Origin of the sequence: Accumulibacter sp. (assembly GCF_036625275.1) — a bacterium.
In the GTDB taxonomy this organism is placed as follows: domain Bacteria; phylum Pseudomonadota; class Gammaproteobacteria; order Burkholderiales; family Rhodocyclaceae; genus Accumulibacter.
In genome coordinates, this window is the sequence record NZ_JAZKUD010000080.1 from 1 (window position 1) to 18,858 (window position 18,858).

Below are 18,858 nucleotides of genomic sequence, written 5' to 3' on the forward strand. Positions count from 1 at the left end.
GCGAGCAACGGTGTTCTCGGCAACCTGGCAACCCTGTATCTCGGCGCACGGCGCATGGCCAATGTCACGGGCACCCCGGCCGGCTACACGGCCAATACGGCCAACGGTGACATTGACGAAATTCGCCTCTACAATCGCGCCCTCGCGCCGTTGGAAATCGAAGCACTGGCCGATCTGGTCCATGCCTGCGCGGCGACGGTCGATCACTACGAATTGTCGCTGCCGACCTCCAGCATTGCCTGTCTGCCGACATCGGTGATCGTCACGGCCTGTGCCGACGCCAGCAGCCCCTGCAGCAATCGCCAGGGAGCCGTGAATGGCAAGACGGCGACTCTGGCGACTTCGGCCGGTACGCTTCTCAGTCCGGTGGTTTTTGATTCGACCGGCATTGGCGCTGCCACCTTGAGCTACCCGGCTGCAGTAAACGGAACCGGCGTGACGGTCACCCTCGCCAGTGAGCAGATGCCAGCCACGAATCCGCGCAAATGTTGTCCCGATGGCCTCAACTGCGTGCTCGCCAACAGTTGTGCGACGACCTTCCATACGGCCGGGTTCATTTTCTCGACAGCCAGTGATGCGGTCGAAGCGACCGTACCCGATCAGATTGCGGGGGTGAACTCCGCTTCGTACTGGTTACGGGCGGTCAGGACGAATACCTCGACCAAGAGCTGCGAAGCGGCGTTTACGTCGCCGCATCCGGTGACCTTCAACTACCAGTGCATCAATCCCGCGGCATGCAGCAGCGGCAACCTGTTGTCGATCGGAGGCTCGGCGATCGGCAGTGGCGGCACCTCGATCAATTTGTCCTTCGACGCCAACGGCAACGCCAGCCTGGGCCCGTTCAATTTCGTCGATGTCGGGAAGATCGGCCTCTCGGCCACCGCGACGGCCGGTGGTGCAACCCTGTCCGGGACGGTGAAGGGTACGGGCGGATCGGGGTTTGTGGTCAGGCCCTATGCTTTTGTGCTGACCGATATCCGGCAGACGGCTGCGCCCAACACGGCCAACCCGGCCGCTGCCGACGCTTCCGGAGGAGCGTTTGTCAGAGCGGGAGAAAACTTCTCGGCCACGGTGAGCGCGGTCAATGCCGCATGCGCAGCGAATCTGTCCACCTACACGCGGCTGATCGATATTCCATCCGGGTGTATCACCCGGAATTTCGGCAAGGAAAGCACGCCTGAATCGGTCATCCTCAGCCGCACGCTGGCCAGTGACCTGGTCGATCTGACCAACAACCCGGCGCTCGGTAATCCGACCGCTTTTGGCAGTTTCAACAATGGCTCGGCCAGCAACACCACCCTCAACTGGGGCGAAGCAGGAATCATCACCCTGACGCCCAGCGTCGGCGATGGCAATTATCTCGGTGCCGGCGACACGGTCGGCATCACCAGTGGCAAGGTCGGGCGCTTTTATCCTGACCATTTTGCGATTACCGGCGGCCCGCCAAGCGCTGGCTGCGGCACCTTCACCTATTTCGGGCAGGATGGCTTCACGACCTCCTTCACCCTGACCGCGCAGAACGTCGCCCATGTCACCACACAGAATTACACGGGTTCGTTCGCCAAACTGGGACTCACCACCTGGGGCAATTTTGCCTTCACCACCAGCCCCGCCTTGCCTGCCGGCTCAACGCTCTCAGGCAGTGCCACGGCTCCGGGCGGCACCTGGAACCAGGGCGTTGCCACGGTCAGTGCCAAACACCAGATCAGCCGCCCCAGTGCATTGACCGGTGAAACCAGCGTCACGCTGTTTGCCCAGCCGATCGATAGCGACGGAGTCACCATGGTTGCCGCCAGTGCGGTTCAAACGGCGAGCACCCCGTTGCGCTATGGCCGCCTGTGGCTGGGCAATGCCTACGGTTCGGAGCGCAATGATCTTTCCTTGCCCTACGAAACGCAGTACTGGAACGGTTCGGCCTTCATCAGGAATACGCTCGATGGCTGTACGGCACTGAGCACGGCCAACGTCGGTATCGGAAACTATCAGGGCTCGGTCAACGGCGCCAGCCTGCCGACGGGGTCGATCACGCTGGGCGCGTTCAGTGGCGGCGTCGGCACGGTTCGGCTGACGGCGCCGAACGCGGCGGGCAGCGTCGATGTGGTGTTGCGTCTCGATCCTGCGCTGGCCATGTGTCCGGCCTGGGGACCCGCGTATCCGGCGGGAACGGCAAGATCCGCGACCTACCTGCGCGGCAAATGGTGCGGCGCGGCCTTCGATCGCGATGCCGTGGCGCGAGCGACCTTCGGCATTTACAGCAGCAACACCAACCGACAGATCTATCTGCGGGAAGGCTTTTGATCCTGTCTGATGGCCATGGGAAGATGAGCATGCGCGGTTTTACGCTGATTGAGTTGATTACCGTCCTGATCCTCGTCGGCATTCTCGCCGTGGCCGTGTTGCCGCGTTTGGTTGACCGGAATGTCTTTGAATCGCGCGGGTTTTACGATGAAACCAAATCCCTGCTGCGTTACGCACAGAAATCGGCCGTGGCGCAGCGGCGAACGGTTTGTGTGGCCCTGGGGGCGACCGGCGTGGGCTTGACGATCGCCGCGGCGGCCAACTCGAATGTTTGCGATACACCGCTGGCGTTGCCCAATCCGCCGCGGGGTGGCGTAGGGCTGTCTTCGTCGGTTGCGGCCCTGCAGTTTCGCAGCCTGGGCGATACGGATCAGGCGAGCGATGTGACCATCACCGTCGCTGGCACGGCCGGCACAATGACCATCGACCATACGACCGGTCATGTTGACTGAAGCCGCCTGGCCGCGCTCCGGTCAACGGGGTTTGACGCTGATCGAGCTGATCCTGTTCATCCTCATCGTCAACGTGGGGATCTTCGGCATTCTCGCGGTGATGAATTCGACCACTCGAGCGAGTCCCGATCCGATGCTGCGCAAGCAGGCCGTCGCAATGGCCGAGGCGATTCTTGAGGAGGTGCTGCCTCGGGATGCGACGGCAACCCTGCCGGAAACCGATTTCAATACCTGTTCCAATCGCACCCTGTATGTCGGCGTGACCGATTACACCTGTTTTGACGGGGTGCCTGCAAGCGCCGTCATCCGCGGTGTCGATACGCTCGGTGCGACATCGATCCCTGCTCTCGCAAGTCTTTCGGCAACGGTCGCCGTGGTCGCGGTGAACGTCAGCGGGGTTGCCATGCAAAGGGTTGCGGTGACCGTGACGGGCGGTGGGCAGGAAATCACGCTTTTCGGCTATCGCGCCGCAGGTTTCTGATCATGAACGGCCCGCGCACCAGCAATCGCGGCTTCACGCTGATCGAGGCGATTGTGGTGATCGTCATCACGGGCATCCTTGCCGGTATGGTGGCGGTGTTCATCCGCACACCGGTCGATGGCTACCTGGATGCCGAACGCCGGGCGGGTCTGACCGACATCGCCGATACGGCGGTGCGGCGCATGGCCCGGGACATTCGGCTGGCCTTGCCGAATAGCGTGCGAACTTCAGCAGACGGGTCCGGATCGTGCATCGAATTCATTCCGACCAAGATCGGCGCACGCTATCGCGCCGAAGTCGACGGGACGACCGGGAATGGCGATCCGCTGGACTTTACGACGATCGACGATCGCTTCGAGATGCTCTGGCTGAACAGCGCCTTGCCCGCCGACAGCCGGATTGCCGCGGGCGATGTCGTGGTGGTGTTCAACGACGGCAGTGCCAGCGGCAATGCCTATACCGGCATCAACGCCATTCAGGTGGCGGCAGTGGCCGAACCCGGCAGCACGCCAAACACCACCGCGATCAGCTTTGTCGGAACCGGGGCGGCAGCGCCCTTCGGCCGCAAGCAATTGCCCAGCCAATCGCCGGGAAGCCGATTCCAGGTGATCCCGGCCGGTTCGCACGTGGTCTCTTTCCGATGCGCTGGCGGATCACTGACCAGGCATACGCGTGTTCTGGGTGCGGCCTGGACACCCCCGGCGACCTGCGCGGCGATGGTCGCCGGGGCGACCTCTTCGGTATTGGCAAACCATCTTGGCAGTTGCAGTCTCACTTATGATCCGCCCGGAGTCAGTACCGGACTGAGCCGCTTCGGGATTGTCTCGATCTCCCTGGGGATCACCGATGCAGCCTCGGGCGAGACCATCCCTCTGTACCACCAGACCCATGTGGACAATACGCCATGAACAACCGGCGAATCCGTTCAGCGCCAGTCTTTCAGGGCGGTTTCACCATCGTCTCGGCGATCTTCCTGCTCGTCGTGCTGGCGGCTCTGGGTGCTTTCATGCTCACTTTCTCGAATACGCAGCAGCTCGCTTCCGCGCAGGATGTGCAGGGTTCGCGTGCCTACTGGGCGGCCAAAGGCGGTGTGCAATGGGCGGCAGGGGTGATCATCGCCAGCAACGCGTGCCCGCCAGGGCAACCGGCGTTTACCGACGGATTTACGGTGTTGGTGACTTGTACCTCGAATACTTACACGGAAGGCGTAAGCAACCGGACGATTTTCTGGGTGACCTCCACCGCTTCGGCGGGGGGGGCGGTCGGCAATGCCGGTTATGTCGAAAGACAGATTCAGGTGTTCATCGAGTGAATTTCATTGCCATCGGGGCGGATGCGAGCTTGCGCTAGCCGGAACTCATTGTCATTGGGCAGCTTAGCCGGTATATTTCGACGAAATCATATGCAGGGCAAGAGGATCATTCCGTTTCTCTTCAGACGCCGCAAGCCAGGCTGGCTGGCCATCTTTCCGCAGGGCGGCGGGGTGACGCTTGCGCATGTGGTGCGCGAACCGGATTCGCGTCCGGAAGTCAGGCTGCTCGACTGTTTCACCTTTGAGAATGGCCTGCACGAAGCTTTGCCGCGTCTGCGCGTGGCACGGCAACTCAAATCCTATGTTTGTACGACTTTGATGGGGGAAGGCGAGTACACCGTCTCGCAGCTTGAGGCACCGCCGGTGCCCGCAGAGGAGCGCAGGGATGCCTTGCGCTGGGCGCTCAAGGAAATGGTGAGTTATCCGGTTGAGAGTGCCTGCATCGACATGCTCGACATTCCAGGAGCGGGTCTGCCACCAGGGCGGGCGGCGAGCGTTCTGGTGGTCTCCGCCGCCGAGCAGGCCGTGCGCGCGCGGGTCAGGGCGTTTGAGGAAGCCCGGATACCGCTGGATGCGCTGGACATTCCCGAGTTGGCACAGCGTAATGTGGCGGCCCTGCTCGAAGATGAGAACCGGGGTCTGGCGTTTCTCCGCATCGACGAGAATGGCATGATGCTGACGCTGACCTTCCAGGGCGAGCTGGTTGCCGTGCGGCGCGGCGAGATGAATTCGGGGCAATTGAACGGGCGTGATGCCGATCAACGGGCGCGCGTGCAGGAGCGTCTGGTGCTTGAGTTACAGCGCAGCCTCGACAATTTTGACCGGCAGTACAGCCAGATTTCCATTTCCAGGTTGATTCTGGCAAGCTATCCGCCGATCGAGAATCTTGCCGGAGAACTGGGAGAAAACCTGTATGTGCCGCTCAAGGAGATGGATCTCTCGTCGGTCCTGGATTTTCCGGCGGTGCCGGAACTGAAGAACCTCCAGTACCAGGCACAGCATCTCCTGGCGATTGGTGCAGCATTGCGTACCGGAGAGGGGGTGGCGTGAGTCAGCAGATCAACCTCTACGAAGCACGCTTGCGACCCCGTCACGAACTGGCCACAGGGCGCAATCTCGGGATTGGCGTCCTGGCCTTGCTGGTGCTGACGACGACGCTGTCGCTATGGGTCCGCTCGGAAGCCAACCGCAAATCGGCCGCTGCCTTGGCGTCACAGCAGCAGTTGACCGAAGAACAGGAGAGATTGAAGGCATTGAGCAAGCTGTTTGCGCAGCGTCAGGTCTCGCCGGGACTGATCAATGAGCGGGAAAGCATGAAAGCCATGCTGGCCGCTTCCAGGGAAGTCATCGAGGTTCTGGATTCGGGCAAACTGGGCAATACCGATGGATTTTCCGGTTTGATGACCGGATTCGCGCGGCAATCGCAAACCGATTTATGGCTCACGGGATTTCGGGTGACGGGAAACGGGGAAATCGAAATTCAGGGACGCCTGCTTGATCCGGCGAAGTTGCCGGTTTATGTACAGCGCCTGAGTAGCGAGCCGGTATTTCAGGGGCGTCATTTCGCGGCACTGGAAATGCGGGAGCTTGATCCGGAGCAACAGGCGCTGGAGCAGGCGGGCGAGTCCCGGGTGTCTGAAAAATCCCTGCGTGCGGAAGTTCAGTCCAGGCCGGTTCCAAAATTGCCCCATTTGGTCGAGTTCGTTCTTCGCTCGGCAAATGTCGGCAATGCCGAGGCAGGTACGAAACGGTGAATCGATGAAGGAACCATGGCTCAAACTGACTGGCCGCTATGATGCGCTGCAATGGCGCGAGCGTTGGCTGATTGCGGTTGCCGTGCTCGGTGGCATGGTGCTGCTTGCCTACAGTCTGGTCATCGAGCCGGCGCTGCAGCGTTCGCAACGGGCAGATCGCGATATCGCCGAACAGCGCGCGCAGATATCCGGCCTGCAGGCGCAGATGGCGGCATTGCAGTCGTCCGCACAGGACCCGGATGCAATCGCCCGTGCCGAAGTCGACGATCTGAGAAGACAACTGGGGGAAATGGCTGGTCGCCTTGAAATCATGGAAAGTTCGCTGGTGCCGGCGCAGCGCATGCCCGGATTGCTGGAAGAGATGCTCGGGCACCACACTGGCTTGCGTCTGCTCAGTCTGAAAACTCTGCCGGTTGCCCCATTGCTGGACAAGACGGACAGGGCCGAGGAAAACGAAGCGGCAAAGTCGGCAGGCAAGCCGAGGCATGCCGTTCTCTTCAAGCATGGCGTCGAAATCAAACTGGAAGGCAGCTATCTGCAGTTGGCAGCGTATCTTGAGCGGCTGGAGCAGGTCAGGCGGAAATTGCTGTGGAGCAGCGCCACCCTTGCTGCCGAACGGCACCCCCGGCTGGTGCTGACGCTGACCGTATTCACCCTCAGTCTGGATCGGGCATGGCTGATCGTATGAATCGCCTTGTCGTCCTGTTGACATCGTTTCTGGCAGTTTTTCCTGCGCTGGCACAGGCGCTGTCGGACCCGACACGTCCGCCACCTGGGCTGTCTGCGGACACCCCGGAGGCCGGGGAGGTGACTAGCCCGCTGCTGCAGTCGGTCATGATTCCGAAGCAGGGCAAACCGGTTGCCCTGATCGGGGGGCAGCAGGTCAGGCTTGGCCAGCGGTACGGCGAGCGTCGCCTGATCAGGCTGACCGAATGGGAAGCCGTTCTCGAGGGGCCGGCCGGCATCGAACGTTTGTGGCTGACACCGGGCATCGAAAAGACCAAAGTCACCGCGCCTGCTGCCCAGGGTGCACCGAGTGGGAACAAACCGTGACATCCAGATCGATTCTGCTGGCCATGCCAGTCGCCCTGCTGCTTGCCGGCTGCGCCATCAACCAGAAAGCGCCTGGCGCCAGCAGCACCTTCGACCGGATCGGCCAGGAAATGCAGAGCGCTGTGGGTGCCCGATCGAAGGGGATTAACGATGCGTTGAGTCAGGCGATGTTGCCGCCATTGCAGATGGAACTTCCTGATTCAGCGAAAAACGTCGAGCCGCGTTTTGATCTGGCCCTGGTCAACGCGCCGGCCAGTCAGGTATTCATGGCGCTGGTCAGCAACACGCCTTACAGCATGCTGGTATCACCCGAGGTGAGCGGCAATGTGACGGTCCGCCTGAAAAACGTGACGGTTCGCGAAGCACTGGAGACATTGCGGGAGCTGTATGGTTACGAGTTCAAGTTCCAGGGAACACGCATCTATATTCAGCCCAACACGATCCAGACGCGTATCTTCCGGATCAACTATCTGGCCGGAAAACGTCAGGGGCAGTCCGACTTGCGGGTGATCTCGAGCTCGGTGGCCACCACTCAGCCACAGAATACCGGTTCCGCCTATCCGGCTACCGCCATCCCCGCGCCTGCCGTACCGGCGGGCACGTCAGGAACGGGACCAGGATCGACGCCTCCGAGCAGCCACATCTCGACGACACAGACCAGCGACTTCTGGCATGATCTGACCCATGCGCTGACCAGCATGGTCGGTTCCCAGGACGGACGGGCAGTGATTGTCAGCCCCGGTTCCGGGGTGGTTCTGGTCAAGGCGTTTCCTGCGGAGATTCGATCGGTCGAGAATTTCCTGCGCATTACCCAGTTGATCGTTGAGCGGCAGGTGATGCTGGAAGCCAAGATCATCGAGGTGGAACTGAATCAGGAGTTTCAGTCCGGAGTTAACTGGAACCACTTTGGTGGCAACAACAACCGTTTTGCCTATGGTGCGGTTCAGCCGGGAACGGTTCTGAACACCCCCAACAGGGCAGGATTCGATGCGTCGAATGTCGTGCAAAGCGGAGTCGGGGCAATATTCGGCAATGGCGTGGGTGTTCTGCCAGGGACCGGCGGGGTGGCTGCCACGACCAGACTGGGAAACGGGTTTTTCGGACTGGCCTTTCAGAGCGCCAACTTTGCGGCGCTGCTGAATTTCCTGGAAACCCAGGGCAATGTTCAGGTGTTGTCGAGCCCGCGAATTGCCAGCATCAACAATCAGAAAGCGGTGCTCAAGGTCGGCGTCGACGAATTTTTTGTCACCAACGTGAGTTCCACGGTCACTTCGACCGGAAACAGTAACGTAACCACGCCGAACATCACCCTGCAGCCTTTCTTCTCGGGCATCGCCCTGGATGTGACGCCTCAGATCGATGACGAGAACAATATCGTCCTGCATATCCACCCGTCGATCAGCCTGGTGAAGGAGAAGCAGAAAGTCATCGACCTCGGCACGCTGGGCGTGTTTACGCTGCCGCTGGCCAACAGTGCGGTCAATGAAACCGACAGCGTGGTGCGGGTGCAGGACGGCAACATCGTCGCCATCGGCGGCCTGATGAAGCAGGAACAGGTGTCGGATGCCAACGGCTTTCCCGGTACGACCACTTCATCGACCTGGGGATTGTTGTTCGGAACGCGTGACAGCCATCTGAGGAAACGCGAACTGGTCATTCTCATCAAGCCCACGATCATCCGCAACGATTCAGGGTGGAAGGATGACCTGATCGAGACCCAGGGTCGAATCCAGCAACTTGATCCGCGCCTTGCCTGGCCACAAACCGGCCAGTAAGGATGTCGTCACTGCCGATCCGACCTTGTACCTGAATCATTTCGGCTTTACCGAGCTGCCCTTCGGGATCACTCCGGATACCGGCTTTGTCTATTCGGTCCAGCATCATCAGGAAGCGCTCAATACCCTGCTGTTGGCACTGAATGCGGGCGAGGGGTTCGTCAAGATCACCGGCGAGGTCGGCACCGGAAAGACCTTGCTCGGTCGTCGGCTGTTGCAGACGCTCGACGAAAGCTGGGTGAGTGCGTATCTGCCCAATCCCAATCTGGCGCCGGATACCCTGTTCCTGGCGCTGGCCGAGGAATTGGGCATCGACGATGCCGGTGGCCTGGATCAGTATCATCTGGTACGGCGTATCAACCATCTGCTGCTTGCGCATGCGCAAATGAACAAGCGCGTTGTCGTCTGCATCGACGAAGCGCAGGCGATGCCGCTGGAAACGCTGGAAGCCTTGCGCCTGTTGTCCAACCTCGAGACCGAAAAACGCAAGCTGTTGCAGATCGCCCTCTTCGGTCAACCGGAACTGGATGAAAAGCTGCACCGTCCGGAAGTACGCCAACTGCTCCAGCGGATTGCTTTTCACTATCGCCTGGGGGGGCTGAAAAACAGCGAGATCGGGAACTATCTGGCGCACCGCCTGCGGGTCGCCGGTTACCGGGGTGAGGGTCTGTTCACCCTCGCGGCAATACGAGCCCTGTATCGGGCCAGTGGTGGAACGCCACGGCTGATCAACATTCTGGCACACAAGTCATTGCTGTCGGTTTTTGGCGAAGGTCGCCAACTGGTCAAGGTGCGCCACATCCGGATGGCACGCAGGGATACCGAGGGCGCGCGCCGCGTCGGGTGGTTTTGGGGATGATCATGTCGATGAGATGTCAATGAGTCTGCTCAACCAGATGCTGCAGGATCTTGATGCGCGCAGAGCGGCCCAGGGCGTCGATGGCACCCTGCCGAATGCCGTGCGTCCTCTGCCCAGGCCATCGGCTGCACGTCTGCCGCTGCTCCTGGGAATGCTTTTACTGGCTTTTCTGGCCGGCGGGTTGGCCTTTCATTTCTGGGAAACGCGGCAGGCAGCGCCGTTCCCCTCGTCAGGGGTACCGCCGTTTGCGCCCGCACCGGCAGCGATGACGGCGGCTTCTCCACCGCCGCTTGTACCGCTGGTGGCCGAACCCCCGAAAGGCGTTGAAGCCGGCCCGGCGGTCCCGACAGGATGGGCGGCAATGGATGGCCGCCCGCAGAGGAGCGCCGACTCATCGGGATTGCTGTCAGCGCAGCAGAGCGAAGCGAAACCTCCTGCAGCCTCCGTGCCAGAGAGTGGATTCGCCGCTGAGCGCAGCAAGGTTGCCGCCATCGAGCAGGCCATGCCTGCATTACCGTCGCTGTCACCGCAGGGGGCGACCCGATCGGCCAGAATCCCGATTATCGAGAAAACCGATCCCTTGGTTTCATCACCTGACCGTCCCGAGATTGAGTATCGCAAGGCCATTGCCTTGCTCAATCAGGGATCGCTTGCGGAAGCCATGGAGGGATTGCATAAGGTGCTGCGGCTGGACGGGTCTCATTCGGCATCCCGACAGGTGCTGGTCAGGCTCCTGCTTGAAGCCAAACGGCCGGATGAAGCGGTGCAGGTGCTGCAGGAAGGATTGCTCGGGCAGCCGGAGCAGGTCGGCTGGGCAATGACTCTGGCGCGTCTGCAGATCGATCGCGGAGATCTCGCCGGCGCCTGGCAAACGCTTCATCATTCGCTTCCGGCGGCAGAAAATAACGCCGATTATCAGGGAGTCACGGCACATGTCCTGCAACGGCTCGGGCGCCACAAGGAAGCGGCCGAACATTATCGGGTGGCAACCCGGCTGGCACCCGGAGATGGCCGCTGGTGGCTGGGTCTGGCATTGGAGTTGGAAGCCGAGGGACGTTCAAGCGAGGCGCGTGATGCCCTGCACATGGCCAGGGCTACCGGAACCTTGAGTGCAGAGCTGACAGGATGGGTGGATCAGAAATTGCGTTAACGTGGAAGCCGTGTCTGCGACGATGAATCGCTCCTTCTGGCTCGCGGGGGCTGACGGTCATGACTTTGATGATCGGGGGGGCTGGAAAAGTCATCATTGTGAGAGGTTTTCCGGCAATTTTCACGATATCACGGCGCTATGCCAAATCATATGCCCATTGACTGGCCTTTTCTTTGCGCGTATTACTACGCCCGGAGTTTATTGGTCGCGTGACTCCGCGCATCCTATTACGAGAGGAGACCCACCTTGTCGAAAAAGAAAAAGTCCGCCCAGGCGGACGCCAAGCAGGCACTGACCGCAACTGTCGATCCATTGCAGTCCTTGCAGGATCGCGTCGCTGCGTTGGAGGAGCAGTTCGCACAACTGAGTCTGAAGGAAGGGCCGGCAGGGCCAGCAGGCGAACCGGGGCCGCGGGGTGAAGCGGGACCGCAGGGCAAGCCTGGACCAGCCGGCCCCAAGGGCGACCCTGGTCCGGCTGGTCCCAAAGGCGATCCCGGACCGATGGGTCCCAGCGGACCCCAGGGTAACGAGGGCGCCATGGGGCCGCAGGGCGCACCAGGAGTCAAAGGACCGGCGGGTCCCAAGGGTCCTGCAGGGCCTCAGGGTCCAAAGGGAGAAGCCGCCTCTCCCGCCTGAATGGCGTTTCCAGGGCAGCGTACCGCTCCAGGGTAGAATGTTGCCCTGACACTCACTCTTCCCACGGCCCCCACGGCGGTGCGGAGCAGTGCTCTGCGAAACCTCGCTTTCACCCCCGCGAGGGGAGGTGAGATTGGTGAGTCGCATACGCGACTCGCCCATTAACGGTCATGACTTTTACAGACACCCCCCGATCATGAAAGTCATGACCGTATCCTTCTTGGTCGGGCACATTCCGGTGTGTACGCCGGAATGGGGTAGGGGGTGAATGAAAATATGGGGAGTGACCGATAGGCTCTCCTCCCCCTCGCGAGGGAGGGGCTGGGGGAGAGGGGGCGCCCATGCCCTCACATCACGGCGAAACTTGCGCTGGATCAATATTTCAGGCATGGGTATGCGGAAGAATCGCGTTTTTGCAAAGGATTGAGGAGACCTGATGCGTCGAACCAAGATTGTGGCGACGGTTGGCCCAGCCACCGCTTCACCGGAGTCCATGCGGCAGTTGCTCGAAGCCGGTGCCGACGTGGTGCGGCTCAACGCTGCGCACGCCGACATGCAAACACACAGCAAAAACGCTCGTCAGGTGCGTGAGCTGGCGCAAATTCTTGGGCGCAGCGTCGGGGTGCTGGTTGACCTGCCTGGCCCAAAAATTCGTAGCGGTGTGGTGCTCGGCGATGCGGTAGAACTCATCGCTGGGCAGGAATTCATGCTCACTGGCAGCGACGACGGCAGGGGGGATGCCAGGCATGTCGCCACGACCCTGCCCGACCTCGCGCATTGGGCGCGTCACGGTGACGACATCTACCTCGCCGACGGTGAGATCGTCCTGCGCGTGCTCGAATCGATCGGCAACGACGTACGCACCGAAGTCGTTCGCGGTGGCATGCTGCGCTCGCGTAAAGGCATGCACCTGCCGCGTGCCGAGGGCCACGTCGAGCCGTTTACAGAGCGCGATGCACGCGCACTCGAGATGGCGATTGCCGCCAAGGTCGACTTTGTCGGACTCTCGTTCGTGCGCCGGGCCGAAGATGTCGAACGGGTACGCAGCATGCTTCCCAAGCGTGGCCTGCGGCCGGCGCTGGTGCCCAAGATCGAAACGGCGATGGCGGTTGACAACCTGCCTGGCATCATCAACGCTGCCGACGCGGTCATGGTTGCGCGTGGCGACCTCGGCATCCAGATGCCGGCGCGGCGAGTGCCCTTGCTCCAGAAGGAAATCATCCGTCTATGCAACCTGGCAGGCAAACCGGTGATCACCGCCACCCAGATGCTCGAGTCGATGACCCGCTCACCGTTACCGACGCGTGCCGAAGTGAACGACGTGGCCAATGCGGTGCTCGATGGCACCGACGCCTTGATGCTTTCGGAAGAAACCGCCGTCGGCCTGTTTCCGAATGAAGCCGTGCGCATGATGAGCGAAGTCGCCGAGTCGGCCGAAGGCTGGCCGCGTCAGCGCGTCGATCCCGCCGCCAGTGTCGGCGCCGACGCCGACCGCGTCGCCTGGGCGGTAGCGCACGCTGCGGTGCAGGCAGCGGAAGACCTCGGTGTGGCCGCAATCCTCTGCCCAACGCGCAGCGGGGATACCGCCCATCGCGTCGCGGCATTCCGACCGACGGTCCCGATTGCCGGCATTTCACACAGCACGCCGGTACTGGGTGGCCTCTCGCTGGTCTGGGGTGTGCAGCCGCTGCTGATCGCCGAGAATGCCGACCGTGGCGAGCAGCTGCGACTTTCGATGGCCGCTGCGCGCGCGGCTGGCATCGTCCGCGACGGCGATCTCGTGGCACTGGTCTTCGGCTCGGCCGGACCGCGTGCCGGCAGCACCGACAGCGTGCGTATCGTTCGGGTTTGAGGAGGCGGGGAGGGGAGCCTACAAGTGTAGGTTTTTTCGCGAGCATTCCAAGTAGGGCGAGAACCTCTTCGATGCGCTCACTCTCACTTTCCAAGGGCACGTTCCCCAGCCACGCTTCGCTTGAAACCCAGCCGCACTCCTCGGAGCGAGTACCTGAGTAGTTACGCTGGAACTTCGATTTTTTCACAACCTCTGAGGCGCCTCATTATGGAAAACAGCCTGAACGACCCTGTAATCAGGCTAGCAGCTCCTCTTGGCGCTGAATCTTGAGCACGCGCAACTGCCGCACTTTCTGCCCGGGAACATCCAGTTCACCGGTATCGCCCGTGGAAAGTCCGAGCAGCGCCACCGCCAGCGGCGTATGTTCGTTGATGATGTACATTTTCGCATTGCCTGGGCTCTCCACAATCCGGACACTGTGCCGATCGTTCGGGGAGTCGACCATGCAGTAGGTCACGTGATCGCCCACCTCGACGAACAGATCATCCGTGCTGGACGAGGCCGACAGCGCGTCCACCACATCTGCCTCGATGGCCCCTTCGGTTCCGTTCGACTCATTAGTCTCTATGGCGTAGTCATCCTCTTCCTCCTGGTCCACTGGATGCTCGTTCAGACTGAGGCGGCGGCGTTCCTCAAGGAATGCCACAAGCCTTCCGGCTTCGCGGCGCGGGTTGTAAAACCAGTCCGTGGACCAGATTCTGTGCATGCGCCCCTTCCACCCGAGGGACTCGAGAATCTGCTGCCGGATGCGGTCACGGTCTCGCACCGAGAACCCGCTGTGGTAAGTCGCCCCGTCGCATTCGATGCCGGCCAGGAACTCGCCGGGCCTCTCCGGGTTGCGGACGACCATGTCGATGAAGAAGCCAGCCACGCCCAATTGCGGTTTGACCTCGTACCCGAGAGACCTGATAACGTTAGCCACAGATACCTCGAAATCACTGTCTGGTGGACGCTCTCCATCGTCTGTCGTAACCAGCACGCCGCGTTTGGCGAAGTCAAGGTAATCGCGCAACGCTTTGGTTCCCTGCGGAGTCCGTTCGTCGACGATGATGTCCTCCGGAGCCATAGACGTAAATAGCTCGATTCTGCGTTTTGACCGCGTAAAGAGCACGTTGAGTCGGCGCCATCCATCCGGTCGGCTGATGGGGCCAAAGTTCTGCCGTACTTTGTCGGTCCCCGGAGCCTTCCCGAAAGTCGTGGAAATGAAAATCACGTCGCGTTCGTCGCCCTGCACGTTTTCGAGGTTCTTGATGAAGAACGGCCAACCTTCTGCTTCCCAGCGTTCGATGAAGCTGGTGCCTTCGTGGAAAGTCTTGAGCTTCTTGTCGAGTAATTCCTCGATCAGTTCCCGCTGCGTCTGGTTTAGCGTCACCACGCCTAGGGACTCGTCGGGCCACTTCATCATGTGATCAAGAACCGCGTCGACCAAGCGCTGAGCCTCGGGAATATTCTGCCTGTCTTTGTATGAACCGCGACTTACATAGCGGTATTTCACCCCGAGTCCCGGATTCTTGGCGTAGGGCGATGGGAAAACGATCAGGTTCTTGTAGAAGTGGTGGTTGGAAAAAGCGATCAGTGACTCGTGATGCGAGCGGTAGTGCCACCGGAGGCTGCGCACTGGGGTGAACAACTGCTGACAGATGTCCAAAATGCTTTCCATGCCGGTGATGGCAGCCGGAGCATCGTCTTCCTCTTCGTCGTCGCCTGAATCGAGCATGCGGTCGAAGAAACTCGTCGGCGGCAATTGTTTTGGATCGCCCACCACAACCAATTGTGACCCGCGGGCAATGGCGCCAAGCGACTCTTCCGGTCGCAGTTGAGAAGCCTCGTCCATGACGATCAGGTCAAACCGGAGCGCCCCCTGTTCCAGGTATTGGGCGACTGACAGGGGTCCCATCATGAAGCACGGCTTGAGTTCCTGCAGGGCACGCCCGGCCCGCTTCACTAGCTGCCGAATGGGTATGTGCCGGCGCTGCTTGTTGATTTCGCGTCGTAGCAGGTGCATCTCAGTGTATTCGCCGACAGTGGCGCCACGCTGGCCTTTAGGAGGAACGCGGGCGCCAATCTGACTGGCAAAGTTGCAGCCGGTCAGGGAGACTATTTCGGTGTCGAGAGCCGTATAGTCCGACCGGGTTTTCTCGTGGGCCGATCCGTTGAAACCGGAAAGTTCAGGATAGGTTTGGTAGATGGATCGACCGATGGACTGATATGCGGCCAGTTCGAATGCAGATGCCAAGGCCGCTGATGGTATCTTAGCCGATTCGAGCGCGACAACGAAATCCGCCAGACTCTCCTGCCCGCACTGCTGCTTGAGCGACAAGTATTTCGACCAAGGGAGTACGGAACCCGGAACGTAAAGGGCAGTCTCCAACCTCCCTTTGATCTCCGATGGGAGGTCGCGCGCAGCTTCCGAGCGAGCCTGCCGCTGCCATTCCTCCCACGAGAACGATCCGTAGGCGGAGAGACTTTCGAGGGCGTCTTTGGCCCCGCGGCAACCCGCGTCAATATTCTTGTACAGGCGGCAGGAGGTTTCGAGCACACTCCGCGCGTCGTCCGAGAGCAGGCGTCTGCGAATCGCTATCGGCAGATCCAAAGTGCACACGGCGTCACCCCACGCATGAGTTTGCGACAGCTGATCCAGATTGGTGTCGGCCCCTTTGAAGGCGCCCCCAAGTATCCTGTGGACGTCCGTGGAGCCGGCTAGTCTGTCGAGAATCGCTCGGGCCTCCGCCTCCTCCGACAAGGCGCTGAGAACCTCTTCGAGCGAGGCGTCGACTCTGGCGCAGGGAACGAGTCTTTCGAGTACTTTTCTTGCGATCACGACATCGGATTCTGCGGCTTCCCGCAGCGCTGGCCAGCCGTCGAAGCGGTTCCATGCCGGAAGGTGTGTGACCTTGCCCCAGGCATCATCAAGATCTGCTTTTGCTCTCGCAAAGGATTCGGCGACCGACAATGGCGCGTCCTCGCCTGCGAAAGCACGCGCTTGTCCAACCGTCTCGGTCACAAGCGACGCAATCGTGGAAATTGAGGCGATCGCTTCCGTCCATCTGCCTCCGACTAAGTCCGCGAGCCCTCCCAACTCGTCTCCTCCTGCCTCTCGCACCACATCCTTTCCACGAAGCAGTAGCGCCAGGTCTGGAGCGGCCGCATCCAGCGCCGCACGTGCCTCCATGAGGCGTAAAACCTGCTTCGGGGACAATTCCTTGCCGTTCATGCGGCCGGAGAAAAACTCCGCAACGATCCCAAGACTGTCTACGGCACGTCCGAGGCATTTCAAACCATCGTCCCATCCTTTGGCCTTGGCATCCCGAAAGCCAGCCACATTCGCGCCGAGGATGTTTCGCACGGTAGCCTCGGCTCCAGTCAGCCGTCTGACGTCCGCTTGGATAGCGGCAGCCTTGGCGGAGAGTTCGAGAATCCTTTCGGAAGCCAGATTCGATAGATCGACCTTCTCCACCAGTCCTGGGCATTCCAGCAGGGCGGCACGGGCGCGCTGGTACCATTGATTGAGACGAATGATTTTCTCCGAATCTGTGCCCAAGCCACAAAAAAGCGCACCGAAGCATTCCTTGAGCTCAGAATCCGAAACAAACGCGTCCTTGGCTTCAATCCATGCCACTAACGCTGCCAATTCGTCCGCACGCTGCTTTCCTCTGGCCTTACGCTTTTCCTTGGACAATCCGGCGTGCAGCTGCCGCGACTTACGCCATTCCCCGTCGATGAATGCGAAAAATCCATCCTTGCGACGCAGTGTCGCCACGGCCGACCTCATCTCGGGGATGAGGGGCAGCGCATCCAGGTAGAACAGGCTATCTAGGGAAGTTCTGGCATCGTGCTCCAAGGCGATCGACGAACGTATTCTTTCGACAAGTTCAGTCGTCCTCGCGTAGCCGAATGTCGGACGCCTGTATTCGAGCAGGTCTTCGGGAGCCGCTGCAGCGATCTTCGAGAGGGCATGCGCTTCAGCGACCGCGCGCTCCGTCGAATCGAAAGCAAGCCCGAGCCGCTCCACGGCCGCCCGGCAGCGCGCAAGCGCGTCGGCGCAGGCGGATGTTTCTGCCTCTAGAAGGGATTTCAGGTGCTCAATGTCTTGGATGGATTTGTCGGCGAGCGGGAACGCCACCAGATGACGAGCCTCGTCAAGCGTCTTGGCATCGATACGCGCGTCTTTGCGAAACCCTTGAATCCCGGAAGGATCGGCTAACTTGGCCACGGAATCCGGCGTCGAATCGAAAGACAGCCCTTTGCGCGAAGCGATGGCATCCACCCTGGCCAGTGCACCAGAAAGGACTTCGGTGGCTTGCATCACCGCAGCCGCACGCTTTTCTAGCGACTTGATGGTGAAGGGTGCCAACCCTAACGCGGCGGTTTTCGCGCAGTTGGCGAGGAAAGCTTCCAGAGAGCGTTTGCCCGCCGGCCCATACGGGACGGTCCTCTCCTGGGAAATCATGACAAAGGTTTCCAGCACCCTTTCAAAGCGCGCTGTTAGTTTAATGGCTTCGCTGAGTTCGGACGAGATCAATACGGATGACAATCTGCCACGGGCCAGGATTTCGGTTTCGTGGACCACCTCCAGAGACAGACGCTCCCCATCGGACAACATCCGGGAGGCGGACTCGAAAAGCCTGCGGGCTTTAGAGACACCGGCGGACACATCCGACAGCAGCCTCGAACTGCGTTGACCTTCAGGATCGGAATCCGGATTGAACATGTTGTGCAACAGGGACGGATCGGCCGATTCGGAAATCGGGGGAACTCGGTCTAGCTCCGTCCTGAGGTTACCGGCCACCGTCGCGCTGCACTGCCCCCTGAGACCGAATAAAGAAACCGCCTCATCGGCGGCAACATCGGCGTTGCTAGCTTGTTCCAGGGCTTGAAGAACGATTCGGCCGATCGTCTCATCGTCGGATGGGGCTAGCGCCTTGGGTTGGAACCCCCACCACGGATGCTCTGCGTCGAACCGGCCGATGGTGTCGTAAAGCCCCGAAAGCGCGGCAAGCCGCGACCTGCGTGACTCGATATCGTCGTACGTCCATTGGGAAGCGTTGGGGAAGCCAATGGCGTTGACCGCCGCCGCCAAGTCGCCGAGTGCTTGCCTGCGGCGTTCGGCCGTAAGCGTTCAGCGCACCCACCTCTGGGTGCGCACAATCACTCTGGTTTTTTGAGAGGCAACAACTCGTCGATGCGGCTATACGGCCAAGAGGGGAGTTTCTCCAGGGTGTTGGTAAGCCAAGCC

14 protein-coding genes are annotated in these 18,858 nt (G+C 60.8%); 13 read left to right on the forward strand and 1 reads right to left on the reverse strand.

The window, feature by feature from the left end:
• The 13 genes from V5B39_RS17895 to pyk all read left to right on the forward strand — a co-directional run.
• Positions 1-2,298, forward strand: a 2,298-nt coding sequence (locus V5B39_RS17895) for a DUF6701 domain-containing protein (RefSeq protein ID WP_332344227.1), incomplete at its 5' end; no start/stop codon positions are given.
• 29 nt (positions 2,299-2,327) lie between these two features.
• Positions 2,328-2,750: a pilus assembly FimT family protein gene (locus V5B39_RS17900; protein ID WP_332344228.1), complete on the forward strand. Its 423-nt coding sequence runs from the start codon at positions 2,328-2,330 to the stop codon at positions 2,748-2,750.
• A gap of 31 nt (positions 2,751-2,781) precedes the next feature.
• A complete protein-coding gene (locus V5B39_RS17905) occupies positions 2,782-3,231 on the forward strand; it encodes a pilus assembly protein MshD (RefSeq protein WP_332344229.1) in 450 nt (149 codons plus the stop codon).
• Positions 3,232-3,233: 2 nt separating this feature from the next.
• A complete protein-coding gene (locus V5B39_RS17910; protein WP_332344230.1) occupies positions 3,234-4,139 on the forward strand; it encodes a PulJ/GspJ family protein in 906 nt (301 codons plus the stop codon).
• The gene (locus tag V5B39_RS17915) at positions 4,136-4,543 is read left to right on the forward strand and encodes a hypothetical protein (protein WP_332344231.1); all 408 of its coding nucleotides are present in this window, start codon (positions 4,136-4,138) and stop codon (positions 4,541-4,543) included. Before V5B39_RS17910 ends, V5B39_RS17915 begins: the two co-directional genes overlap by 4 nt.
• A gap of 90 nt (positions 4,544-4,633) precedes the next feature.
• The gene (locus V5B39_RS17920) at positions 4,634-5,593 is read left to right on the forward strand and encodes an agglutinin biogenesis protein MshI (RefSeq protein WP_332344232.1); all 960 of its coding nucleotides are present in this window, start codon (positions 4,634-4,636) and stop codon (positions 5,591-5,593) included.
• Positions 5,594-5,685: 92 nt separating this feature from the next.
• Entirely contained in the window at positions 5,686-6,297 is a 612-nt protein-coding gene (locus V5B39_RS17925) for a PilN domain-containing protein (RefSeq protein ID WP_434735717.1), read from the forward strand.
• A gap of 4 nt (positions 6,298-6,301) precedes the next feature.
• Complete coding sequence (gene gspM, locus V5B39_RS17930; protein WP_332344234.1) at positions 6,302-6,985, forward strand: type II secretion system protein GspM; 684 nt, start codon at positions 6,302-6,304, stop codon at positions 6,983-6,985.
• The gene (locus V5B39_RS17935) at positions 6,970-7,350 is read left to right on the forward strand and encodes a hypothetical protein (protein WP_332344235.1); all 381 of its coding nucleotides are present in this window, start codon (positions 6,970-6,972) and stop codon (positions 7,348-7,350) included. Before gspM ends, V5B39_RS17935 begins: the two co-directional genes overlap by 16 nt.
• Positions 7,347-9,125: a secretin N-terminal domain-containing protein gene (locus tag V5B39_RS17940; RefSeq protein WP_332344236.1), complete on the forward strand. Its 1,779-nt coding sequence runs from the start codon at positions 7,347-7,349 to the stop codon at positions 9,123-9,125. Before V5B39_RS17935 ends, V5B39_RS17940 begins: the two co-directional genes overlap by 4 nt.
• Entirely contained in the window at positions 9,100-9,984 is an 885-nt protein-coding gene (locus V5B39_RS17945; protein WP_332344237.1) for an ExeA family protein, read from the forward strand. Before V5B39_RS17940 ends, V5B39_RS17945 begins: the two co-directional genes overlap by 26 nt.
• Positions 9,985-10,003: 19 nt before the next feature.
• Positions 10,004-11,134, forward strand: a complete 1,131-nt coding sequence (locus V5B39_RS17950; protein ID WP_332344238.1) for a tetratricopeptide repeat protein — start codon at positions 10,004-10,006, stop codon at positions 11,132-11,134.
• 1,072 nt (positions 11,135-12,206) lie between these two features.
• Complete coding sequence (pyk, locus tag V5B39_RS17960; RefSeq protein WP_332344239.1) at positions 12,207-13,622, forward strand: pyruvate kinase; 1,416 nt, start codon at positions 12,207-12,209, stop codon at positions 13,620-13,622.
• 235 nt (positions 13,623-13,857) lie between these two features.
• Here pyk and V5B39_RS17965 read toward each other — a convergent pair whose 3' ends face one another.
• Positions 13,858-18,702: an AAA domain-containing protein gene (locus V5B39_RS17965; protein WP_332344240.1), complete on the reverse strand. Its 4,845-nt coding sequence runs from the start codon at positions 18,700-18,702 to the stop codon at positions 13,858-13,860.
• Between the last annotated feature and the right edge of the window lie 156 nt (positions 18,703-18,858).